General features: G+C 59.5%; 20 protein-coding genes. All 20 read right to left on the reverse strand.

The genetic code is table 11. From position 1 onward, the window contains the following. Nucleotides 1–8: 8 nt before the first annotated feature. Nucleotides 9–1,046: an ABC transporter permease gene (locus tag AB5164_RS01165; protein ID WP_117746680.1), complete on the reverse strand. Its 1,038-nt coding sequence runs from the start codon at nt 1,044–1,046 to the stop codon at nt 9–11. Between the two features lie 156 nt (nt 1,047–1,202). Further along, nucleotides 1,203–2,879: a peptide ABC transporter substrate-binding protein gene (locus AB5164_RS01170; protein WP_225093366.1), complete on the reverse strand. Its 1,677-nt coding sequence runs from the start codon at nt 2,877–2,879 to the stop codon at nt 1,203–1,205. A 294-nt stretch (nt 2,880–3,173) separates the two neighbouring features. Further along, the gene (gene secG, locus AB5164_RS01175) at nt 3,174–3,428 is read right to left on the reverse strand and encodes a preprotein translocase subunit SecG (RefSeq protein WP_006236144.1); all 255 of its coding nucleotides are present in this window, start codon (nt 3,426–3,428) and stop codon (nt 3,174–3,176) included. Between the two features lie 163 nt (nt 3,429–3,591). Next, entirely contained in the window at nt 3,592–5,145 is a 1,554-nt protein-coding gene (gene gpmI / locus AB5164_RS01180; protein WP_117635933.1) for a 2,3-bisphosphoglycerate-independent phosphoglycerate mutase, read from the reverse strand. Between the two features lie 5 nt (nt 5,146–5,150). Next, a complete protein-coding gene (gene tpiA, locus AB5164_RS01185; RefSeq protein ID WP_368142248.1) occupies nt 5,151–5,918 on the reverse strand; it encodes a triose-phosphate isomerase in 768 nt (255 codons plus the stop codon). Next, nucleotides 5,911–7,101: a phosphoglycerate kinase gene (locus tag AB5164_RS01190; protein ID WP_368142249.1), complete on the reverse strand. Its 1,191-nt coding sequence runs from the start codon at nt 7,099–7,101 to the stop codon at nt 5,911–5,913. The genes tpiA and AB5164_RS01190 overlap by 8 nt, the downstream gene beginning before the upstream one ends. Nucleotides 7,102–7,241: 140 nt before the next feature. Then, nucleotides 7,242–8,267 (reverse strand): type I glyceraldehyde-3-phosphate dehydrogenase, encoded by a 1,026-nt coding sequence (gene gap, locus AB5164_RS01195; RefSeq protein WP_055286941.1) that lies wholly within the window; start codon nt 8,265–8,267, stop codon nt 7,242–7,244. Nucleotides 8,268–8,460: 193 nt separating this feature from the next. Beyond that, a complete protein-coding gene (whiA, locus tag AB5164_RS01200; RefSeq protein ID WP_368142250.1) occupies nt 8,461–9,390 on the reverse strand; it encodes a DNA-binding protein WhiA in 930 nt (309 codons plus the stop codon). Between the two features lie 6 nt (nt 9,391–9,396). Continuing rightward, nucleotides 9,397–10,317, reverse strand: coding sequence for an RNase adapter RapZ (rapZ, locus tag AB5164_RS01205; RefSeq protein ID WP_368142251.1), 921 nt, complete (start codon nt 10,315–10,317; stop codon nt 9,397–9,399). A gap of 98 nt (nt 10,318–10,415) precedes the next feature. After that, entirely contained in the window at nt 10,416–11,102 is a 687-nt protein-coding gene (locus AB5164_RS01210) for an N-acetylmannosamine-6-phosphate 2-epimerase (protein ID WP_006236154.1), read from the reverse strand. 140 nt (nt 11,103–11,242) lie between these two features. After that, nucleotides 11,243–12,208 (reverse strand): ROK family protein, encoded by a 966-nt coding sequence (locus tag AB5164_RS01215; protein WP_368136504.1) that lies wholly within the window; start codon nt 12,206–12,208, stop codon nt 11,243–11,245. A gap of 170 nt (nt 12,209–12,378) precedes the next feature. Beyond that, on the reverse strand, nt 12,379–13,299 hold the full coding sequence (locus AB5164_RS01220) for a dihydrodipicolinate synthase family protein (protein WP_138375023.1): 921 nt from the start codon (nt 13,297–13,299) through the stop codon (nt 12,379–12,381). A gap of 68 nt (nt 13,300–13,367) precedes the next feature. After that, complete coding sequence (locus AB5164_RS01225; protein WP_368136503.1) at nt 13,368–14,219, reverse strand: acetylxylan esterase; 852 nt, start codon at nt 14,217–14,219, stop codon at nt 13,368–13,370. Then, the gene (locus AB5164_RS01230) at nt 14,212–15,189 is read right to left on the reverse strand and encodes an acetylxylan esterase (RefSeq protein WP_368142252.1); all 978 of its coding nucleotides are present in this window, start codon (nt 15,187–15,189) and stop codon (nt 14,212–14,214) included. Before AB5164_RS01230 ends, AB5164_RS01225 begins: the two co-directional genes overlap by 8 nt. 80 nt (nt 15,190–15,269) lie before the next feature. Then, entirely contained in the window at nt 15,270–16,097 is an 828-nt protein-coding gene (locus AB5164_RS01235; RefSeq protein ID WP_006236159.1) for an ABC transporter ATP-binding protein, read from the reverse strand. Then, nucleotides 16,098–18,113 (reverse strand): dipeptide/oligopeptide/nickel ABC transporter permease/ATP-binding protein, encoded by a 2,016-nt coding sequence (locus AB5164_RS01240; protein ID WP_117848733.1) that lies wholly within the window; start codon nt 18,111–18,113, stop codon nt 16,098–16,100. A gap of 3 nt (nt 18,114–18,116) precedes the next feature. Beyond that, nucleotides 18,117–19,073: an ABC transporter permease gene (locus AB5164_RS01245; protein ID WP_368135293.1), complete on the reverse strand. Its 957-nt coding sequence runs from the start codon at nt 19,071–19,073 to the stop codon at nt 18,117–18,119. Between the two features lie 155 nt (nt 19,074–19,228). Beyond that, entirely contained in the window at nt 19,229–20,842 is a 1,614-nt protein-coding gene (locus AB5164_RS01250) for an ABC transporter substrate-binding protein (protein WP_368135294.1), read from the reverse strand. Between the two features lie 365 nt (nt 20,843–21,207). Continuing rightward, on the reverse strand, nt 21,208–23,148 hold the full coding sequence (gene uvrC / locus AB5164_RS01255; RefSeq protein WP_346979577.1) for an excinuclease ABC subunit UvrC: 1,941 nt from the start codon (nt 23,146–23,148) through the stop codon (nt 21,208–21,210). A gap of 6 nt (nt 23,149–23,154) precedes the next feature. Beyond that, nucleotides 23,155–24,335: murein biosynthesis integral membrane protein MurJ (murJ, locus tag AB5164_RS01260; protein WP_368147734.1), on the reverse strand; the 1,181-nt coding region annotated here is incomplete at its 5' end.

The following is a 24,335-nucleotide window of genomic DNA, read 5'->3' on the forward strand; positions in this document are numbered from 1 at the left end:
TACCTCCCTTAGGCCTTATCCGACGGACCGCCAAGGCGGATGCGCGGGTCGAGGAATGCATAGCTAATGTCGACGAGCAGGTTGATCACCATGACGACGACAACGATGAGCGTAACGCCGCCCATAACGATGGGCCAGTCACGCATGCTAATGGCGCGATAGACCTCATAGCCGATACCGGGCCAGTTAAAGACCGTCTCGGTCAGGATGGCGCCCGAAAGCATGCCGCCAAAGTCGACACCAATATAGGTAACGACGGGGATGAGTGCATTCTTAAGCGCATGCTTGACGATGATCGCACGATTGGAGAGACCCTTGGCCTTTGCCGTACGGATGTAATCCTGGTTCATGACATCAAGCAGCTGCGAGCGCATAATGCGCGCAGCATAAGCGGTCGAAACCGAAGCCAGCGTAATGGTCGGAAGCACATAGTGCATCCAATCCTGATACTGAGAGCTGGAACCGCCGGCACCCGAGATCGGCATGGAGATTGCACCGCCCGTGGCGTCCTTGAGGATGACGCCAAAGAACAGCTGCAGCAACATACCGAGCCAGAAGGCCGGGACCGCAACGAGGATCGACGTGGTGAGCGTTACCAAAATATCCCAGAAGGAATAACGCTTTACCGCCGAAATGATACCCGCACCGATACCCATAATTGCCTCGAGCACGATGGCGCACGCGGCAAGTTTGACCGTATACGGATACTTCTGGGCAAAGATTTCCGTAACCGGCAGCTTGCGCTGATACGAATTGCCCAGATCGCCATGAAGCAGGCCGTTCATGTAATACAAGTAACGGTCCACAAGCGACGTTTGAACGGGGTCGCCGTTCTCGTCAAGGATCGCGTTGCCGTCCTCGTCCGTCTGGACCAGGTGATAGCGGACGCGAAGCTGAAGCTCCACCTCGGGGGACAGAGCCTTGTCTCCACCGATCAGCTTGATCGGATCTCCCGGCACGATATTCTGGAGGGCGAACAGAATCAGCGTAACGCCCAAAAACACCGGGATGAACTGAAGCACACGTTTAACGATGTACTTACCCATACCACTCCCCTATCTAGGGATTAACCTAAATGGGATGCCGATCGCCAGACCGGCATCCCAAAATTACCATCAGCCAGTTTACCCCAGGTTAGGGAGAACTGTATGTTTCCCATGAGGTCTACGTAAATACTTGACCCTCACGGAAGCTGCAAACTCTTAGGCGAGCTCAGCGGTACCCAGATCGGCGTGCTTCTGCGGATCGACATAGAGGTGCTTAATGCGATCGGAGCCGGCGATGGTGTGCGTGTAGAACATAATCGGGATGACCGGGCAGTCGGCAGCGACCATTGCGTCGGCCTCCTGCATCTTAGCGACGCGCTCCTCGTCGTCAACAATAGTACGAGCCTCGTCGACCTTGGCGTCGAACTCGGGGTTGTTGTAACCGGAGCGGTTGTCGCCACCGAGGGAGTCGGAGTGGAACAGCGGATACAGGAAGTTGTCCATGATCGGGTAGTCGGCAATCCAACCCAGACGACCGAACTGATAGTTAAAGTTCTGATACTGCTCGAGCAGGGCAGACCACTCAGGGGTATCGGAGACAGCGGTAACGCCAACCTTGGCGAGGTCACCGATGATGGACTCCATGATCTCCTTGTGACCGCCGTCCTGGTTGTAGGACAGGGTCACGCTAATGCCACGATCGCCGTTAGCGCCAGCGGGAGCAACCTTGTCGAGGTACTCGTTAGCCTTGTCGACATCGTAGGCGCAGAACTCCCATGCGCCCTCCTTGTAGCCATCGATGCCCGGAGGAACAATGCCGTCGGCAGGGGTACGGGTACCCTTGAAGATGGTCTTGCAGATGGCCTCACGGTTAATGGCCAGGGAGATGCCCCTACGCAGGTCGGCGTTGTTGAACGGCTCAGCCGTGGTGTTGCAGGTCAGATAGTACGTGGAAGGCTCGGCGCCGAGCAGCATGCGCTCGCCGTCACCCATGGTGTAGCCGTCCTTGGACACGCCGCGATCCTTCTTGGCGGCATCGATCTGAGCGACGGGAACGTCGCAGACATCGAGGTTACCGGCCTGGAACTCCTTGTAAGCGGTCTCCATGTCCTTGATGACCTGGAAGTGGATGCCATCGATCTTGGCCTTGTCGCCATAGTAATCGTCGAACTTCTTGACGTTGATCTCCTGGCCATCCTCCCACTTGCCGTCCATCATGAACGGGCCGTTACCGACCGGGGCAAGATAGAAGCTCTTGACATCGGACTCGGCGCACTCGGGAACCGGGGCCAGAGCCGGATGAGAGGCGACGAAGGGGAAGTCAGCGTAAGCGGAAGACAGCTTGACGACGAGGGTCTCATCGTCGGGGCACGTAACACCGCTGAGCTCGGTAGCGTTACCGGCAAGCAGGTCGTCATAACCCTCGACCATGGAAAGGTGATAGGAGACCTCGGAAGGGCCGTACTCGGTAGCGATGGCCGACTTGGTGTTGACCAGACGCTCCCAACCGAGCTTGAAGGACTTGGAGGTAACGTCGTCACCGTTGTGGAACTTGGCCTTCTTGATCTTGAAGGTAAACTCGGTGGCGTCGTCATTGGACTCAAAGGACTCGCAAGCCAGCGGAACGATCTCGCCCTTCTCGGCGTCGTAAGAGGTCAGAGCGTCAAAGAGCTGGTACTCGACCTGAGTGCCCTGGTCCTCCTGGACGTTGTAGGGGTCGATGCAGACCGGGTTGTTGATGTAGAAGTTCAGCGTCGAACCGGACTCAGAACCGGAAGCGTCGCCACCCTTCTTGCCGCATGCGGCAAGAAAAGCCATGGAGCTCGCAGCAAGGGTACCGCCAACGAAGGCGCGACGACCCATAACGGGCTGGTGGAACATAGAATCAGCCATGCCATCCTCCTTATGAGATAGGACAAAGAAATGTTCAGTCGGACACATGTCGAGACAATCCGATCCGAACCATAAAAACGTCGCCCGTCGCTATGGCTGGTTATGCACAACGGACCAACGTTTCGCAATACAGTAGCGCATTTTATGCACGATTTGGGGCTAATTCCGGTCAACGGTCAAGAATTTCTTTAGTTGGGCGAAGTATGTGGGGATATTTTGACTCTGTTACAAATTTGTAAACAAAAAGGGTCCCGCACTTGCGGAACCCTTTACAAGTACTTATGCGGCTCGTGATTAGTAGCCCACGATGCCCTGCGGGAAGAAGAACATGCACAGCACGACGCACACGGCAAACACGACAGCCATGATGACGGTCAGGCGGTCGAGGTTCTGCTCCATGACGCCCGTGGCAGAGCTGGAGTTATACAGCGAGCTAGCGATCATATCCGAAACGCCGGTACCCTTACCGGAATGCATCAGGACGAGAATCGTCAGCGCCACGGCAGAAACAGCCCAAACGACAAACAGAAGAATCTGGAACGGACCCATAGATAAGCTCCTTAATAGAACAATTCAAACTCCAGTACTGTACCACAATCCCCCGCTCTCCCCTACCTGCCACTCGGGGACGGTGCGGAAATGGCAGAAATACCAAAAAGGGGGTTGCCCAAATATGGGCAACCCCCTGCAAGAAAACGCTTGGAGTTTTCTCTTAGGCCTCGGTGGCGAGCACGCGACCCGTCATCTCGGCGGAAGGCTCAATACCAGCCATGGTGAGCATGGTCGGAGCGATATCGGAAAGACGGCCGTCCTCGATACCGGTGAGCTGTGCCTTCTCATCAACGATGATGAACGGCACGCGGTTGGTGGTGTGAGCCGTGAACGGATGCTTGGAACCGTCGGAAGCAACGTCAAACATGTGATCGGCGTTGCCGTGATCGGCGGTAATCAGCGCAAAGCCGCCCTTAGCGAGAATCGCCGGGACAACCTTGGACAGGGCATCGTCAACAGCCTCGACGGCCTTAACGGCGGCGTCGAAAACACCGGTGTGACCAACCATGTCGCAGTTCGCGAAGTTCACGATGTAGAAATCAGCGCGATCCTCGTTAATAGCGGCGACGAGCTTCTCGGTAACCTCGGGAGCGCTCATCTCAGGCTGCAGATCGTAGGTAGCGACCTTGGGGGAAGCGACGAGCACGCGCTCCTCGCCCTCCTTGGGCTCCTCGATGCCACCGTTGAGGAAGAACGTCACGTGGGCGTACTTCTCGGTCTCGGCAGTGTGCAGCTGCTTCAGGCCATTGGCGGCGATAACGTCGGCCAGGACGTTCTCGGGGAACGTCTTGGGGAAGGCGACCTCGACGTCAAACGTCGGATCGTACTCGGTCATCGTCACAAAGTGCGAAAGCTTGATCTGCTCGCGCTCAAAGCCGTCGAACTCCTTGTCCGTGAACACGCGGGTCATCTGACGAGCGCGGTCGGGACGGAAGTTGAAGAAGATGGCCGCGTCGCCCTCGTGAATGCCCTCGTTGTGGGCAGCGAAGGGCTCGACGAACTCGTCGCCGCGCGGGTCCTTCTCGTAGTAGGCCTTGATACCGGCAACGGGGTCGGTATCAGCATCGGACGCGTTGACCATGACGTCGTAGGCGCGCTGGATGCGCTCCCAACGGTTGTCGCGGTCCATCGCCCAATAACGACCCGAGACGGTGGCAACGCGAGCGTCGCAACCGGTCTCCTCGGAGATCTTAGCCAGGAAGGCGCAGAACTCACTCATGTAACCGGCACCGGACTGCGGGTCGACGTCGCGGCCGTCCATAAAGGCGTGTACACGAACGGTCTTGACGCCATGCTGGGCAGCCATCTTGACCAGAGCCTCAACGTGGTTCATATGAGAATGAACACCGCCAGGGCTCATAAGGCCCATGAGGTGGAGGGTCTTGCCGTCAGCCTTGACGTCGTCCATAGCCTTGACAAAAACCTCGTTCTTGGCGATGGAGCCGTCCTTGATGGCGTTGTTGATGCGCGAAAGCTCCTGAAACACGATGCGTCCGGCACCGATGTTGAGGTGACCCACCTCGGAGTTACCCATCTGGCCATCGGGAAGACCCACGTCCTCGCCCGAAGCGCCGAGCGTGGTGTGGGGGTACTTCTCGTACAGGCTATCAAGGAAGGGCGTCTTGGCAGCGGCGACGGCGTTCTCGCCATCGGCCGGAGCAAGGCCGCAACCATCCATGATGATCAGGAGTGCGGGAAGATGACGCTGTGCCATATGTCCTACTCGCCTGCCTTGACGACCATAGAGGCGAAGTCGGCAGCCTTGAGCGAAGCGCCGCCCACGAGGGCGCCGTCAACGTCGGGCTTGGCGACGAGCTCGGCGATGTTGCCGGGCTTGGCAGAGCCACCATAGAGAACGCGGATGCCGTTGGCGAGCTCCTCGCCAAACATCTCCTTGAGGGTCTCACGGATAGCGCCGCAGACCTCCTGGGCGTCCTCGGCGGTAGCGGTCTTGCCGGTGCCAATGGCCCAGATGGGCTCGTAGGCGACGACGACCTGCTTGGGGCAGGTGATCTCAAGACCAGCAAGGCCAGCCTTGACCTGGTTCACAACGTGCTCGACATAGGTGCCAGCCTCGCGGACCTCGAGGGACTCGCCGCAGCAGAAGACGGGAACAAGACGGGCGGCAACGAGAGCCTTGGCCTTCTTGTTCTGGTCCTCGTCGGTCTCGTGGAAGTAGTCACGACGCTCGGAGTGGCCGATGATGCAGTAGGTGCAGCCAGCGGACTTGAGCATGTCGCAAGAGGACTCACCGGTGAAGGCACCCTTGGCCTCCCAGTACACGTTCTGTGCACCGAGGGCGATGGGGGCAGCCTGAATGCGGTCATGAACCGTGGTGATGTCGATGGTCGGAGGGCAGACGAGCACCTCGACGCCAGCCGGAACCTCGGGCAGAGCCTGAGCCAGCTCGTCGGCGAGCTTGGCGGCCTCGGCGACGTCGTTGTTCATCTTCCAGTTACCAGCGATAAGAAGGGTGCGATTAGGCATCGAGAAGCGCCTCCACTCCGGGCAGGGCCTTACCCTCGACGAGCTCCATGGAAGCGCCACCACCGGTGGAGATCCAGCTCATCTTGTCGGCTAGGTTAAACTTGTTGACAGCTGCGACGGAGTCGCCACCGCCGATGATCGAGGTGCAGTCGGCCTCGGCGACAGCCTCGGCGATAGCCTGGGTACCGTGAGCGAAGTTGTCAAACTCGAAGACACCCATGGGGCCGTTCCAGAACACGGTCTTAGCGCCCTTGACGGCCTCGGCGTAGAGCTCCTCGGTCTTGGGGCCGATGTCCATGCCCTCACGGTCGTCGGGGATAGCGTCGGAAGCGACAACCTCGGGGACAGCGTCCTCGCCAAAGTGATCGGCAACGCGGTTGTCGATGGGGAGCAGGATCTTGACGCCCTTCTCCTCGGCCTTCTTGAGCATCTCGCCGGCGCGCTCGACCCAGTCCTCTTCCTTGAGGGACTGACCGACGGACAGGCCCTGAGCCAGGAAAAAGGTGTAGGCCATACCGCCACCGATGATCAGGGTGTCAGCGGAGTCGATGAGGTGATCGAGAACGCCGATCTTGGAGGAAACCTTGGAACCGCCGACGATAGCGACGAAGGGACGCTCGGGCTCGGCGAAGATACCGGTCAGCGTGTCGACCTCCTTCTCGAGCAGGAAGCCGGCGACGGCAGGCAGGTAAGCGGCGGGGCCCACGACGGAACCCTGGGCACGGTGAGCGGTGCCGAAGGCATCGAGAACGAAGACGTCACCATAGGAAGCGAGCTTCTTGGCGATCTCGGGGTCGTTCTTCTTCTCACGCTTGTCGAAACGGACGTTCTCGAGAACGAGGACCTTACCCGGCTCGACGGCGGCGACAGCCTCGGCAGCCTTCTCGCCGTAGGTATCGGCGACAAAGGCAACGTCGAGACCAGAGAGCTCAGCGAGCTTCTTGGCGACGGGCTTGAGGGACAGCTCGGGCTGGAAGCCGGTGCCCTCGGGACGGCCGAGGTGGCTCATGAGGATGACGCGAGCGTTGTGCTCAACGAGGTAGTTGATGGTGGGCAGGGCAGCCTTGATACGGGTGGTGTCGCCAACGACGCCATCCTTGATAGGCACGTTAAAGTCAACGCGGACGAGAACGCGCTTTCCGTCGACATCGATGTCGCGGACGGTCTTTTTGGTAAAGGCCATGTTTGCTTCTACCTTTCGTACGTGTCTGCCTCCCATTACGGCAGACGATTTCTTATAAAAAGGGCGCGACCCTAGGGTGTAAGCCCTATAAGGCCGCGCCCTTCTTTAGACGCTCAACGAGCTATTCGCTAAAAGCTAAATTAAGCAACGAACTTCTCGAAGTACTTGATGGTGCGGACCATCTGAGAGGTGTAGGAGTTCTCGTTGTCGTACCAAGAGGTGACCTGAACGAGGGTCTGGCCGTTGCCGAGGTCAGAGCACATGGTCTGAGTGGCGTCGAAGATGGAGCCGTGGGTCTCGCCGACGATGTCGCGGGAGACGATCTGGTCCTCGTTGTAGGCGAAGGTCTCGGGGATGGTCTCGGCGTAGGCCTTCATGGCAGCGTTGACCTCGTCGACGGTGACCTTCTTGTCAACGACGGCGTAGAGGTTGGTCAGCGAGCCGGTCGGCGTCGGGACGCGCTGGGCGGCACCGATGAGCTTGCCGTTGAGCTCGGGGAGAACCAGGCCGATGGCCTTGGCAGCGCCCGTGGTGTTCGGGACGATGTTCTCGGAGCAGGCGCGGGAGCGACGGAAGTTGCCCTTGCGCTGCGGGCCGTCGAGCGGCATCTGGTCGCCGGTGAAGGCGTGGATGGTGGTCATGATGCCGGACACGATGGGAGCGAAGTCGTTCAGACCCTTGGCCATCGGGGCGAGGCAGTTGGTGGTGCAGGAAGCAGCGGAGATGATGTTGTCCTCAGCGGTCAGCGTCTCATGGTTGACGTTGTACACGATGGTGGGCAGATCGCTGCCAGCCGGAGCGGAGATGACGACCTTCTTGGCGCCAGCGTTGATGTGAGCCTGAGCCTTAGCCTTGCTGGTGTAGAAGCCGGTGCACTCGAGAACGACGTCGACGTCGAGGTCGCCCCAAGGCAGGTTGTTGGCGTCGGCCTCCTTGTAGATCTTGATCTCCTTGCCGTCAACGGTGATGGAATCCTCGCCAGCAACGACCTCGTGATCGCGAGCATAGTTGCCCTGCGTGGAGTCGTACTTCAGCAGGTAAGCGAGCATATCGGGAGAGGTGAGGTCGTTGATAGCGACGATCTCGGAGCCCTCATGACCGAACATCTGACGGAAAGCCAGACGACCGATGCGACCGAAGCCGTTAATAGCAACCTTTACTGCCATTGTGTCTCCTTTCGTAAGGCCCCCGCAAGCTACAGCGCCTGCCGTTGAGGCCCACAAACTAACCACTCGCCTAATATACCTTTTTTTTGACTTGAATTTCACGAGAATGCTCGAAATTGAAAATCAAATTTACGTTAAAACGTTTTAAATACTAAAATAGCAGCTAAATCCATATATAAGTCGTTACTTCAAACTACCTGTTTGCTTCAATGAGCTTTTCAAGCCGTAAAACACGATGGTAGAGGGCTGACTTCGACAAGGGAGGGTCAGCCATCTCCCCCAAATCACGCAGTGACAGATCGGGATAGCGCTCGCGCAGGTCGCAAAAGACTGCCAAGGCGTCCGGAAGCGTGTCGCGCAAACCCCGCTGTTCGAGCTCATCGATCAACGCAAGCTGATGCTGGGCGGCACCCGCACTTCTGGTCTGGTTGGCCAGTTCGGCATTCACGCGACGGTTTACGTCGTTCTTAACCAACTTGACCGCGCGCGCCTCCTCAATCTCGGCAACGCTGCGCTTGGCACCAATCAGCTTTAAAAGATGCTCGATTTCCTCGGCGCTCTTAATGTACACGGCATAAGACCCCCGCCGTGCATTAACACGCGCGTGGACCCCAATCTGTTCCAATAGATCGCAAAGTCCCCGGGCATACTGCTCGCCCTGCACCGCGATCTCCAAATGAAAGTCGCCGCGGGGATCGGCCACGAAACCGCCGGCGATGAGCGCGCCGCGGATGTAGGCAAGCCTGCAGCAGGGACGGGCAACGATGTGCCGGGGAACACCGGCGACGAGCCCTCCCCTGCGGTCGAGAATGCCCAGCAGCACCAGAGCCTTGTCCAGGTCGGGTTGATCGGGCAGGGTAATGAGATAGTTACGGACCTTATGCAAGACCGATTTACGAACGGTGAATTCCGTTTTGAGCTTAAGGATGCGATGCGTCAGCGTGATCATCGTGCGCGCGACGGCACCCGTCTCGGTCGCGACCGTCAAACGATACCGCCCGGAGCCGGCCAGCGAAAGTGTACCGCTCACACGCGTCAGGGCGGCAAGCGTCGACAAATCGCAGTATTCACATTCGGGTTCGCAGCGCGCGAGCTCGTCACGCACCTCGGCGGTAAACGACATGCAGACCTATGCTTTCGTGTTGGCGCGCGACAGGTCGCGATGGGAAATGCTCACGTGATATTGGGCGCCTTCCAAATAACGTGCCGTGGCCTCGGCGATGGCAACGCTGCGGTGTTGACCGCCCGTGCAGCCGATGGCAATAGAAAGCTGTGGCTTGCCCTCCGCGATATAGCCGGGCATGACCGTATCGAGCAGCTGCGTCCAGGCCTTCCAGAACTCCTGGGTCTTGGGATGGTTCAGAACAAAGTCAGAGACTTTCTTATCGAGACCGGTCATGGTGCGCATCTCGGGATCGTAGAACGGATTGGGCAGGAAGCGAACGTCGATCATAATGTCCGCCTCGACGGGCATGCCGTGCTTAAAGCCAAACGAGAACACGTGAACGTCCATGAGCTGCTGGTCGGACAGCTCGGAGAACGCCATGCGCAATTTGTTGCGCAGGGCAGAGGTGCGCAGACGGCTCGTGTCGATAATCATATCGGCTCGATCGCGCACACCCTGCAGCTGCAGGCGCTCGCGCTGAATCGCATCGGCCGTAGTCTCCCCCGGCTTGGCAATGGGGTGGCGGCGGCGGTTTTCGCTATAACGACGGATCAGCACCTCGTCAGAGGCCTCGAGAAACACGATGTCACAGCTCATCTCGCGCTCCTCGAGCGCGGCAACGGCATCGAGCAGCTCATCGAACAAGCCCTGGCTGCGCAGGTCGCAGGTGACGGCAAGATGCCTGCCCACGCCCGTATTGATGCCGACGAGTTCGGCAAGCTGGGCGATCAGACGCGGAGGCAAGTTGTCGATGCAAAAATAGCCCATGTCCTCGAACACATGCATGGCCTGCGTTCGGCCCGATCCGGACATTCCGGTGATGATGACGATATCGGGGATGCGCTCCGAGCGCTCCGCCGCATCCATGGCATCTCCCTTTTGCATGTGTGCCTCCTAAAACAAGCGCGGGACCCGGCCAGCGGATCCCGCGCGATCAATTGCCTTTATTGAGTATACCGCCCCAAGCGGATACGAGGCCTGTCTTACGCCTCAAGCGCAGCCTTGAACCAACTTGTAATACTCGTGGGGTGCGTGATGGCGGTGCCGACGACAACGGCCCAGGCGCCCGCATCAATCGCGGCGCGGGCCTCCTCGGGCGTGTGCACGCGGCCCTCGCAGATGATGGGAAGACCGGGGAATTCCTCGGTCGCCTGACGCAGAAGCGGCAGATCGGGGCCATCGGCCATGGTGCAGTCGATAGCGGCAACACCATGAGAAAGCGTGGTGGACACCAGGTCGAAGCCCATGTCGACAGCACGACGAATATCCTCGATGGTGGCACAGTCGGCCATCAGGAGCACGCCCTCCTCGTGCAGCGGGCGGAAGGTATCCTCGACCGACTTGCCATCGGGACGTGGGCGATCGGTGGCGTCAATCGCCACGATATCGGCACCCGCAGCAACGCAGGCGCGAGCGTGGCGCAGCGTCGGCGTGATGTAAACGCCCTCGTGCCCATCCTTCCACAGGCCGATGACGGGGACCTCGCAGCGGCCCTTAATGGCGGCGATGTCGGCAAGGCCCTGGCAGCGAATGGCGGCGGCGCCGCCGAGCTCGCAAGCGCGAGACATTTGAGCCATGGTCTCGGGCGTGCGAAGCGGCTCGCCCATATACGCCTGAACGCTCACGACGAGCTTGCCCTTCAGGGATTGAATCAAAGGATCGACGGTCATGTTCGACTCAACCTTTCTAAAAACAGCCTTCTGAGACACCGCACCTTGACGTTCAAACCGTCGCTCACGTACCGAAGTACGCTTCGCTCCTCTTTCACGTCAATCTGCGGCACCTCAGAAGGCGCACTTGGTAGTTATGTTTACTTCAACGATGCAAGAAGATGTTCGGCGGCACCGATGAGCGGAGCATCGCCCTCCAGAGAGCCGATCAGGATCGGCGTATCCTGAAGCGGATCGAGCGCCTGGCTGGCATAGCCCTCGTGCACCGAATCCTTCCACGTCTGTGAACGCCAATCGGGACCTTGGTGAATCACGCCGCCCGAAAGCACGATGACCTCAGGGTCCAGGATGTTAGCGAGCGAGCCCAAGCTGGCACCCAGCGCAAAACCGGCGTCATGGATGACCTCGGTCGCCTTTGCGTCGCCCGCACGGCACAGGTCGTTCACATCGCGACCGACCGAAGGACGGCTGGGGTCGACGCGACCAAAGCGCTCATCGTACATACGACCAATGGAAGTACCCGAAGCAACCGACTCAAGATGACCAGAACGTCCGCAGGCGCAGGGAATGCCGGCGGCAGCCGAGCACTCGATGTGGCCCATATGACCGGCAGCACCATGGAAGCCCTGCATCACGCGGCCGTTCTCGACATATGCGCCGCCGATGCCCGTACCGATGCCCAGACACAAGACGGAGAACTTGCCCTTGCCGACGCCCCAGTGGGCCTCGCCCAGAGCATGAGCCTGCACGTCGCCCACAACGGCAACGGGAAGACCAAGGTCCTCGCGCAGGCGCGGCCCCAACTGAACGCCGGACCAGCCGGGCATGATCTCGTTGGCATACTCGATAGCGCCCGTCTTGGGATCGACGACGCCTGCGGCACCGATACCGACACCGAGGACCTCGACATCGGGATTCGCCTCAAGAGCGGCCTTGATGGACGCCTCGATACGCTGGAAGACGGCCTCGCCGCCCTCCTGGGCCTCGGTAGGAACCTCGGCCTCAAAAACGGGATGGGGCACGCTGCCGTCAGCCGGGTACTCCATAATGGCGGTCGCGATCTTAGTTCCGCCGATATCGACAGAGCAGACGTACTTGTTCTCCATGTCGTTCTCCTTAGGAGATAAAAACAACTACAGGAAATGCGGTCGGAATTAACCCCGCCGCACGGTAAAGGTTTCCCAGGTGCCCGAGGTTGGGATAAAAGTGGTCGGGCGTTGACCTAATGGGTCACGCCCGACCACTTGAGCCCCAAGATCGGGTGACTGGGGAAGCTTTACAGGAGACCGTTGTCCTGGAGGACCTTCTTAATCGCCTCGACGTTCTCGCCGGTCATGGCCTTCACCGGGCGCGGCATGGTCGGGCTGTCGAAGATACCCATGAGGTTCATAGCGGTCTTGAAGGCGCCGACGCCACCGGCATAGCCCTGGACGCCCGAGGTGACATCCCAGATGTGCGAAATCTCATTGAGGCGATCCTGCTCGGCCTTGACGGTAGCCCAGTCGCCGGCCTGAGCGGCCTTCCACTGACGCACGTAGCCCTCGGGCTCAACGTTGGCGAGACCCGGGACGGAACCGTCGGCGCCACCGAGGTAGGCACCGTCAACGACGACCTCGTGACCGGTGAGGATGCTCATCGGGTGGCCGTTCTTCTCGTTCTCCTGAACGAGGTAGCGGAACGAGATGTCATCACCCGAGGAATCCTTGACGCCGGCCAGGACGCCCTCGGCGCCGAGCTTGGCAAGGAGCTTCCAGGGGAGCTTGGTGTGGACGCACACGGGGATGTCGTAGGCGAAGATGGGCAGGTCGAGCTCCTCGTGCAGGATGCGGAAGTGCTCCTCGACCTCGGTCATGCCCTGCAGGGCATAGAACGGGCAGGTGGCGACAAGCGCATCGGCGCCCAGCTCCTGAGCGACCTTACCATGCTCGATCATGCGCTCGGTCTCGGTATCGATGATGCCGACCAGAACGGGAACGCGGTGGTCGACGATGCGCACGGCCTCGGCGACAATCTGGCGACGGCGCTCGTCGGTGGAGAAGACGACCTCGCCCGAGGAGCCCAGGAAGAACAGGCCATCGACGCCGGCATCGATCATGCGGTTGATGCTGCGCTCAAAGGAGGCAACATCAAGCTGGTGGTCTTCGGTATCGGGAACAACGACGGGAGGGATAACGCCGGTGAATTTCTGAGTTGCCACAAGAATCTCCTTAGTTGTCTGGCGGGCGGCCCTATGCCACCCACTCTTGTTGGCAGTGTCCAGGCCGTCTAGGCCAAAGAACACGGGTAGAACGTTTGGTTCAAGAAGTCGACGACTTCGTTTTCGAACGCATTGATGCGCTCGTGAGCGTATTTGGCATAGATGATATGCCTCCGGTCACACTCAAGACCGTTGAATACGGCGAACTGGCCCTTGGGATCGCTCACGGCATCCATGAGCGATGTGCCCATGAGCACCGATCCGCGCACCCGAGACGACAGAGCCTCAAGGCCACCGGGGATTGGATTGGCAACCGCCGTGCAGGCAAGGCCCCGCTCGTCCAGAGCGGAAACCGCCAGCGCGACGCCGCCGCCAAGGCCCTCGCCCCACGCAAAAATGCGATCGGAGTCTACGCCGTCAAGATTGCGCGCGACCTTCGCCAACGCGCAGCCCCAACGGACGCGCTCGACAAAAGCGGGCGAAGCAATCCCCCGCTGCAGGTCGTCCGTACCAGCAACACCGTCGTCCAGTGCAAGCACGGCATATCCCATGGCGGCAAATCTCGTCATGTGATGCCAGCCGCGCACAGGCCGATCGATATCGTGGAACATCAGGCACAGCGGCACGCGCTCAGATACTCGGGCACGACCGACAGGCTCAATCAAACGAGCGTGGACCGCATGGTCACCGAGCTCAAAGGAAACCTCCGAGTAACGGGCGCAGGGGCTAACAAAGTCAATCGCCGTAATGGCCAGGCCTTGAATCTCAAGATTCGGAGCGCATGTCTCTAAATCAGAAACATCTGCTTGGACATCACCGTGCCAGTCCCGATAGTCTGCGAGCCTTGACGAAACCGTTCCAGGAATTCCCACGAGCCCGGGGACAATCAGCTCGTCAACATTGCTCTCGCACTTAGACATGAGCCTCCCCTCCCTCACAGAAAAACGGAATGATCAAATCATCAAAGTCCTGAATCTCCTCGTGGCCAAAGCCCTCAAAGAACTCATGACGCTTGTCGCAGGACAGGTTGTTGTACACCGCAAACTGCGTCGCCGGCGGACAGACGATATCGGCTGTGCCCGTGCCAAACAGAACGGGGCATTTGACCATGGGGGCAAAGTTCTTGGAATCGAAGTACGCCAGCTTGGCATAGGCTTCCTCGATACGGGTCGAGTCCTCGTCAAACCAGCGCGACCAATAGCGCAGGCCCTCATAGGCAATATCGTCGGCGTCCAGATCCCAAACCAGGCGGAAATCCGACAGGAAGGGATAGAGGATGGCGGCGCGATTGATAAGCTCGCTGTTAAGCGCGCAGGTCGCAATGCCCAACCCGCCGCCCTGCGATGCGCCGTTCACATACACGCGGGTAAGATCGATGCCCTCGAGCTCGCGAACGATACGGCACAGAATGCGAATATCCTGATGTAGGCGGACATAGTAGAGGTTGGCCGGGTCGCCGTCGATACCGGCGACGATATGGCCCGCGACCGTCGTGCCCTCAAATCCACCAATGTCCTCGGAGGGGCCTCCTTGGCCAGGACAATCGAGAGCAATGAGCGCCATGCCCATGCCCGCAAACGACGCCTGCTCAAACCAGCTGCGGCTTGCACCCGGATACCCATGGAACTGAAGTACCAATGGCACAGGCTCGTCCGAGACGGGTTTAAGGTACTTGGCATGCAGGCGTGCACCACACATGCCGGTATACCAGAGGTCGAAAAACCGACAGGTCGCGGAATCCGCAACCGAAGCCGCCTCAATCTCGTAGTCGAGCTCGACGGCGTCGGCCTCGGCCATGCGGTCCTTCCAAAAGAGATCGAAATCCGATGGACGGGGCATAGCGCCTCGATATTCACCAAATTGCTGTTGTAGCTCCTGAGCACTTGGCATGGCTCGTGAACCCAGCCTTTCGAAATCGCAACGGAGGTGCGCCCGGCAAGGGAACCGGGCGCACGGGAGGGAAAGCGAGGCTACTCGCCGAGCTTGGGATGCAGCAGCGACGGCGCAGCGCCGAGCAGCATCTTGGTGTAGGGGTCCTGAGGGTGCTGGAAGACCTGCTTGGCCTCGCCCTGCTCGACGATCTTGCCACCATTCATAACGATGATGTCGTCAGAGATATAGCGGACCGTCTGGATGTCATGGCTGATGAACACCATGGCCAGGCCGAGCTCCTTCTTAAGGTCGGTCAGCAGGTTCAGAATCTGCGCGCGGACCGAAACGTCCAGAGCCGAGGTGGGCTCGTCGGCGATGATGGCATCGGGGTTCAGCGACAGGGCACGGGCAATTGCGACGCGCTGGCGCTGGCCGCCCGAAAGCTGGCCGGGAAGAACCTCGGCGGCGGAGCTGGGCAGACCGGTGAGCTCCAAGAGCTCCTTGACGCGCTTCTCCTGCTCGGCCTCGGTACCCAAGTTGTGGACGCGCATGGGGTCGAGCAGTTGCTCGCGAACGACCATGCGGGGGTTGAGCGCCGTGGCCGGGTTCTGGAACACGACCGAGATGACGCGACCCATGTGGCGACGGTCCTCGGCGGTACGCTTGGTAACGTCCTTGCCCTTAAAGTAGACCTTGCCGCTCGTGGGGGCCTGCAGGCCGCACATGACGTTGGCGGTGGTGGACTTTCCGCAACCGGACTCGCCGACGATGCCGATGGTCTGTCCGGGCATGAGCTTAATCGTTACACCCTGGACGGCGTGAACCAGGTTGGGGTGCAGAATCGAGCCGGTACGGGTCCTAAAGGTGACGTGGACGTCATCAAGGAAGATGATCGGCTCGACGCCGTTGACTGCGGTCTCGCTCATCTACATCACCTCCGCGTGAGGGGTCAAACCATTTGCCTTGAGCACCTCATCGGGGAGCTCGGAATAGAAGTGCTCGGTGCCGGGCACGCGCTTGAAGACCGGACGGGTGTCCAGGCCAATGCGCGGATGGCTCGAGCGGGGTGCGAAGCGATCGCCCTTGGGGAAATCGCGCGGGCTCGGAACGGCGCCGGGAACCTGGTGCAGGCGGCCCGAACCGCTCTCGATGGACAGGACGGAGCCCAGAAGGCCGCGGGTGTACTCGTGAATCGGGTTGGTGAGCAGCTCCTTGGTGGGCGCCTGCTCGATAACCTGGCCGGCGTACATAACCGTGATGTTATGAGCGACCTCGGCGACCAGTGCCAGGTCGTGCGAAACGAAGATCATGGCAAAGCCGAGCTTGGCCTGAAGGTCGTTAAGCAGCTTGATGACCTGCTTCTGGACGGTAACGTCCAGAGCGGTCGTGGGCTCGTCGCAGATGACCAGCTTGGGGTCGCGGGTAAGAGCCATAGCGATCAGGACACGCTGACGCTGGCCGCCGGAAAGCTCGTGCGGATAGCTCTCGAGCGTGCGTTTGGGATCGAGGCCGACGAGCTCCAGGAGCTCCTCGGCGCTACGGGTTCCGCCGCGCTTGGTGAGCTGCTTCATCTGGGCAGAGATGAGCATGGAGGGGTTGAGCGAGGACAGGGCGTCCTGATAGACCATAGCGATATCGGTACCGCGCAGGCCGAACCACTCCTTCTTGCTCATCTTGAGCAGGTCACGGCCCTCCCAGAGGACCTCGCCGGAAAGGTGCTCGTCATCGTCGGTCAGGCCCATGATGGCCAGCGTGGTGATGGACTTACCGCAGCCGGACTCGCCTACCAGGCCCATGGTCTGGCCGGGACGGACGTCAAAGTTGACGTGGTCGACGACGTTGATGTCACCGTGGTGCTCAAACTGGATGCAGAAATCGCGGACCGAAAGGATCGGCTCAACGGACTCATCGGGCACATGGCGGTCGTTACGCTTTAGTTCGACATCACGCAGGGCGCCAAGACGGGCGGACAGGGACTGAGCCTGCTCCTTGTAAGCGCGAACGGGGTCGGAGACCAGCAGGTCGGCCTCGCGGCGCTTGGAGGAGTCGGTCGGATCCAGGGCGGCGGAGGGAGCAGCGGCCATGGCGTCGGTAATACCCTCGGACAGGATGTTGAGCGCCAGGCAGGTGATCATGATGGCCAGGCCCGGGAACAGCGCCTGCCACCAACGGCCAGCGAGCACGCCACCGCGAGCATCGGCGAGGATGTTGCCCCAGGTAGCGGTAGGCTCCTGAATACCAGCGCCGATAAAGGTCAGCGAGGCCTCGAAGATGATGGCGTCGGCTACCAGGGTAACGGTGAAGACCATAATCGGGGCGATGCAGTTGCGCAGGACGTGCTTAATCAAAATCCACGGAGCCTTGGCGCCGGAAACGATGACCGCGCGGACATAGTCCTCGCCGTACTCGGACACGATGTTGGCGCGCACGATACGGGCAATCTGCGGAGTGTACATAAAGCCGATGGCGAAGATGATCGACGGCACGGAATTGCCCAGGATGGAGACGAAGACGGCCGCGAGGGCGATGCCCGGGATGGACATGATGATGTCCAGGATGCGCATGATCGCCTCGGAAACGGACTTGCGCGAAACCGCCGCGAGGGCGCCCACGACCGAGCCGCAGACCAGAGCCATGGCAGTGGCGCCAAAGCCGATGATCAGCGAGTAACGACCACCGTAGAGCATGCGCGACAGAATGTCGCGACCCTTATCGTCGGTACCGAAGATAAATCCGTTGCCGGGAGCCTGGCGAGCAGTGAAAATCTCGACCGGGCTATAGGGGGCAAGAAGAGGCGCCAGAATCGCGGTCAGGGCGACCAGCGCCAGCACGACGGCGGCAATCTTAGAAGACAGCGTCATCTTCTTCCAGCCACCGAGCTTGAGCCCCTTGGAGGCAGCTTTCTCGAGCTGCTCGGTTTGCTTCTCTCGAATCTTTACCATAATCTACACCGTCCTGATGCGCGGGTTGATGAGCAGGTAGAGCATGTCAACCACGATGTTGATGATGATGAAGGCAAGAGCAACGACGATGACGACGCCCTGAACCAGGTTCGCCTCGTTGCCCTGAACGCCCTGCAGGATCGCGGTACCCATGCCGGGGAGGTTGAAGATGACCTCGATGACGACGGCACCGCCCATGAGGTAGCCGATCTTAAGACCGAGGGTGGTGACCGGGGTGATCAGCGCGTTGCGCAAAACGTTGATGCCGACGACGACCTTCTCGGGAACGCCGGCGCCGCGAGCCATACGGACATAGTCCTTATCGAGCTCCTCAACCATGGCCGTACGCACGATACGAGTCATCTGGCCCGTCAGCGGGAATGCCAGAGCGATAGCGGGCATAATCATGCGCGCCAAATAACCTCCCGGGTTGGTGGTGAAGTGAGGCAGAGCACCGGACGCCGGAAGCACCTTAAGGTAGGAAGAGAACAGCAGGATCAACAGAACGGCAAGCCAGAACGACGGGGTTGCCAAGCCGGCGATGGAGAAGACGCGGATCACTTGGTCCGGCCATTTATCGCGATACAGTGCCGCGATGACGCCGAGCAAAAACGAGACGACCGCGCCGATGGCAAGACCGATGAAGGTCAGCTGCATCGTGACGGGCAGGGCCGTGGAGATGCGCTTGGCAACGGAGTTGCGAGCAGCACCATAGGTGCCCATGTCACCATGGATCAAATCGCCCATGTAGCGCACGTAGCGCACGGGCCAGGGGTCGTCCAGACCATACTTCTCATGGTACTCGGCAACCGCCTCGGGCGAGGCACCGTCACCCAACGCCGTATAGGCGGGGTCGGTCTTGGAGAACGACATAAGGAAGAACACCAGTACGGTGACGCCCAATGCCATGATCGGCAGCGCCACGAGACGCCTTCCAATCAAACGTAGAAAGTTGTTCACGTTCTCTCCCCTTTCTTTTGTCGGTAGGACCAACTGGTATATGAGTATGGATACTCATTACAAGACCCGAGCGACATCGAGGCCGCCCGGGTCTTTGTTTCAACTCTGAGGACGTTGCCTTACGACCGACGCCCTACATATGACTCAAGCGAGTCTTAGGCCTTGACGGTCGCGACGCCCCTGAAGGACATGCTCGTCGTGCCGATGCCCTTGAAGCCATCGAGGGCCTCGCCGTTGGGCGCGGTGGACGGATCGTCCCAGGAAGCGGAGACGGTCTTGACGTGGACAACGGGGTACAGAACGGCGTTGTCAGCGATGATATCGAAGCACTCGTTCCACTTCTTCTGCTGCTCGTCGCCCTCGGCGGCAAGAGCCTCGTCCATGAGACCGTGGAGCTTCCCCCACTCAGCGGAATCCTTCCACGGGCAACGGGTCTGCATCCAGACGTTGTCACCGTACCACCAGTTGAGCAGCAGGTCGGGGTCGGCGCCGAAGCAGGACGGATCGCCAGGGGCAAGGAGGATATCGTAGGCCTCGCCGCCGTCGATGGCAGCGTAGGTGGCCGGCGAGGTATCGGTCTGGATGGTCACATCGAAGCCGAGAGCGTCGAGGTCGTTCTTGACCTGGGCGGCCATGCCCTTGATCTGCTCGTTGTCGGTGGTGCGCAGGGTGATGGCGCCCGGGGTGATGCCAGACTCTTCGATGAGCTTCTTGGCCTTCTTGGTGTCAGTCTTGTACACCGTGGAAGCCTCATGATAGTTGGTGAAGCTCTTGGGCAGGTAGCAGCTGGCAGCGGTGGCAAGGCCGGCGAAGGTGTTGGTGATCATCTTCTCGGTGTCGAGCGCGTACATGACGGCCTGACGGACCTTGACGTTGTTCCAAGGCTCCTTGGCGACGTTGAACATGATGAAGCGGGTGCCGAAACCCTGAACGTTATCGATCTTGCAGCCAGCGCTCTCGAGCTGGTCGACGGCGTCAGCGGTGACGAGCTCCATAACGAGCGTGGAGCCCTCCTGCTGAGCGGTAACGCGAGCGGTGGGGTCGGTCAGGATGCTGTACTGAATCTTCTTATCCTCGGCAGCATACTCACCGTTGTACTCGGGGTTGGGAACCAGAGTGATCTCGGTATCGGAGATAGAGTCGTACATCCAGGGGCCGGAGCCGATCGGCTGCTTGGCGCGCTCCTCCTCGGCCTGGGTAGCCGGGGTAACGCGGATGATGGCCAGACGATCCTTGAGCAGGGAGAAGTTGGGGACCTTGGTCTTGACCGTTACAGTGCTGGCGTCCTTGGCCTCGATGGACTCGAAGGGCTGGAAGAACGGAGCATAGGTAGCGGAAGCAGCACAAGCGGTGTAGGAGGCAACGACGTCGTCAGCAGTGACCTCGGTGCCATCGGAGAACTTGGCGCCCTTGCGGATGGTGACCTCGAAGGTAGTGTCGTCCACGGACTTGGGATCGTCGGTGGCGAGCTCGTTGAAGGTGCTGTAGTCGTGGTAATCGATGCCGTAGAGGCCCTCGATAACGTGCCAGTTAGCACCCAGGCCCACAGCGGAGCCGGTGCTGGCGGGGTCGAAGCTGGACGGAGCGTAAGCGGAACCAGCGGTGATCACGCCGCCGCCACGGTTGGCGGAATCGGTGGAACCGGAAGCGGAACCCTCGTCGCTAGAGCTGCCACCGCAGCCGGTGAGACCAAGCCCTGCGACAGCAGCGACGCTGCCGGTGAGGCCGAGGAACGAACGCCTGGACATACCCTTGTTGATGATGGCCATGTCTTCTCCTATCAATAGAGAATCTTACCCGGGAGCACCTAGACTTGCCCCCGCGCAACTTGCGGACGATATATACCTTACCTACCGACGGACCCAACTGAGGTGCCGCGCTCGGCGACCGATACATACATACGCTTGAACGGTATTTACTACCGTTCACCGAATTCATTGACAAACGATTCGCCAGACAGTATGTATCGACGAGGTGAGATATCAGTCTTCGTCAACCCGCAGGATAGCAGGGTTGTTCACCATGACTAGTCAAACGTTTTAGCGTTAATAAAACCCGAAACCAGCAGGCAATCATGGCGAAATAAATGGTTGAAAATCACGCAATCATGTATATCAGTAGTTTAGGCTCGTGTTTAGCTATCGGAATGGCCAGCCGCCGCCTCGGCGCGCTCGGCATTCCACGCAACGAGCGCCTCATGGACCGCCTTGGCAACATCGGCGGGTATGCCGCGAACTTCCGCGATCTCTTGCTCGCTCGCCGCGCGCAAACGCTTCATCGAGCCAAAATGGCGCATAAGGGCACGTTTTCTGGTGGGTCCCACGCCTGGAACGTCATCGAGTACCGAAACCGTCATGGCTTTATCACGCAACTCACGATGGAATGTGATTGCAAAACGGTGCGATTCATCGCGCACCTGTTTAATTAGATAGAGCGACGCGGACCCGGTCGGAAGCACGACGGGAGTCTCGTCCCAAGGCACAAAAACTTCCTCATCGGCCTTTGCCAAGCCACAAACTGGTATATCGAGCCCAAGAGCCTCAAGTTGCTTGATCGCAGCGGTCAATTGCGGCTTACCTCCATCGACAACGAGCAAATCGGGGCGCGAGCCAAAGCGCTCGTCGGTCATGCGCTCGGGAGCATAGCGTCGTCCCAAAACCTCGGACATCGACACGAAGTCGTTTGCCTCGTCCAATTCGGCCTGAATTTTAAAACGACGGTACTGGCTCTTGTCAGCGCGCCCGTTGGTAAACACCACCATCGAGGCGACGGTAAAGGTTCCGTGCAGCGTCGAGATATCGAAGCACTCGATACGCATCGGCGGCGCCGGCAGCGCCAGCGCGCTTTCGAGCTCCAGGAGCGCTTGATTGGTGCGGTCGTCAGCGTACCCCGTGCGCATCATGTAGCGCATGAGGGCATGGCGCGCATTTTTGGAAGCCATATCGAGCAGGCGGTGCTTTTCGCCGCGCTGCGGCCTATGGAGATGGCAAGAGCGTTCGCGCTTGCCTGCAAGCCACTCCCCCAACGCTTCGGCATCCTCAAGCTCGACAGAAAGATTGATCTCGGCTGGAATATCAGCCGTCTCGTCGTAATAGCGCTTAAGAAAGCCCGATTGAAGCTCTTCCTCGTCGACATCCAGGCCTTTATCGAGGATGAACTCGCAAGTTCGAACCGTTCGGCCCTCGCGAACGACAAAGACACACGCGGCAGAGATAGTCTCTTCGCGATAGAAGCCGATGACGTCGATATCGACGCTTGATGGAAAAACGACCTGTTGGCGATCGTCCAGGCCCCTAATGACTTCCAGGCGACGCTTGACGCGCGCCGCACGCTCAAAATCGAGCGTCTCGGCTGCCTCCGTCATCTCGGACGTAAGCTCGTCGACGACATCCTTGCGATGGCCCGACAAGAAGCGTTCGACACGCTTGACGTTCTTGGCATAGTCGGCAGGGGAAATCGCGCCGACGCATGCGCCCGGCCCGCGCCCGACATGGTAGTCAAAGCAGGGACGCCCGTTTTGCGCGCAAATCATATTGACGATGTCTTCTTCGCCCTTATGAGATTCGACGATGCGGCGGCAGCGGCGCCATTCAGCACAGGATGCCGAGCAAATAGGAATAACCTTGCGTAGCGTATCGATGGTCTCACGCGCCGCACGGCTATCGGTATAGGGGCCAAAATAGCGCGTGCCGGGCTTATGGCGCTCGCGCGTGTATTTAATAGCGGGAAATAGATCGCTTTTAGTGATGGCGATAAAGGGATAGCTTTTATCGTCTTTGAGATCGACGTTAAAGTACGGATGGTACTGGCCAATCAGGTTGCGCTCGAGTACAAGCGCCTCATGCTCGGTTTCGACAACGATGTAGTCAAAGCTCGCAACCAATTGCATCATGAGCGGTATTTTTTGGCGCTCATCCTGCAGCGTCACGTATTGACGCATACGGGCACGCAAGTTTTTTGCCTTGCCCACATAGATGACATCGCCCTTGGCATCTTTCCAAAGGTAGCAGCCGGGTTGCGTGGGAACGCGCGAAACCTGTTCGGCAAGTGTTGGAATGTTGTCGTGACCTGCCACGCGCACCTACTTGCGACGAAGCAGCGCCGAGACCTCGGGCATCTTAAAGACGAAGGCAAGGCCAAAAGTCACAGCGAGCGAGACAACGCCTGCAACACAAACGTAGCCCAGGGTAATGAGGATCGAGCTGCCAAGCGCTCCGACAAAGTGCTCAAGTGCCCACATAACGCCGGCGCCCGCGGCAGCGCCCAAGCCACCGAACAGTAGGCCGAAGAAACCGCCATGCAGGATAGACTTGACCTGAAGGCCATGCAGACGACGGCGCAGCCACCACAGTGAGCATCCGACCAAGACCACGTAGTCAACGACGTACGAAAGCGCAATTGCCGGCATACCGTAGCCCAGCACCACGCCAAACAGCAGCACCGAACCGGCCTGACCGATAGCTGAGTACAGGCAATAGCGGCTATAAGGTTTCATATCGAGCAGGGCCGAGAAGCTCTTCTGCATCAGCACGACCACGCCGTAGAGCGGCAGGGAAAGTGCCAGATAGATAAGGAACTCCGACACCAGCGCCACACCGGATTCATCGAACTTGCCGGCGCAGTAAATCATGTTGAGCGGACGCGCGAAGACGATCAGATACAGCGCAAACGGAATCAGAAAGAAGAGCATCTGGGCAACACCGCGCGAAATGCCCGTACGGACGCTGTCGTAATCCTTCTCCTGCGCATCGTGAGAGAGTTCGGTATAGAGTGCCGTCGAAAGCGAGGCGGCGATCAGCGCATAGGGCAATGTGTACCACAGGCGCGCATATGCGATGACGGAAGGGCCGGTCTCGGGCTGCACCACCAGCGCGGCGGCATTGGTGATAGAAGTCGAGACAAACATGCACACCGTGGCGAGCAGCGTCGGGATACCAAGCGCGATCGTCTGTCGCAGTGCGGGGTCCTTAAAGTCGATATGGATATGAGGATGCACGCCATGCTTGCCAAGCGCGGGAATCTGGCAGGCCATCTGGACAAAGACGCCGAGGGTCGTACCAGCTGCGATCAAGATAATACCGGCCTGCTCGCCAAATTGTGCAGACACGGGAGCAAAGCCCATAAAGCTGGCGATGACGATGACATTGTTGAGAACCGGAGCAAACGTCGACCAGAAGTAGTCGCGGTGTGCGTTGAGAACGCCCGAGAACACCGAACCCAAGCCATAAAACAGAATTTGGATAGCAAAGAAGCGGAACATGA

It is taken from the genome of Collinsella aerofaciens (genome assembly GCF_040915425.1).
Classification (GTDB): Bacteria; Actinomycetota; Coriobacteriia; order Coriobacteriales; family Coriobacteriaceae; genus Collinsella; species Collinsella aerofaciens_BW.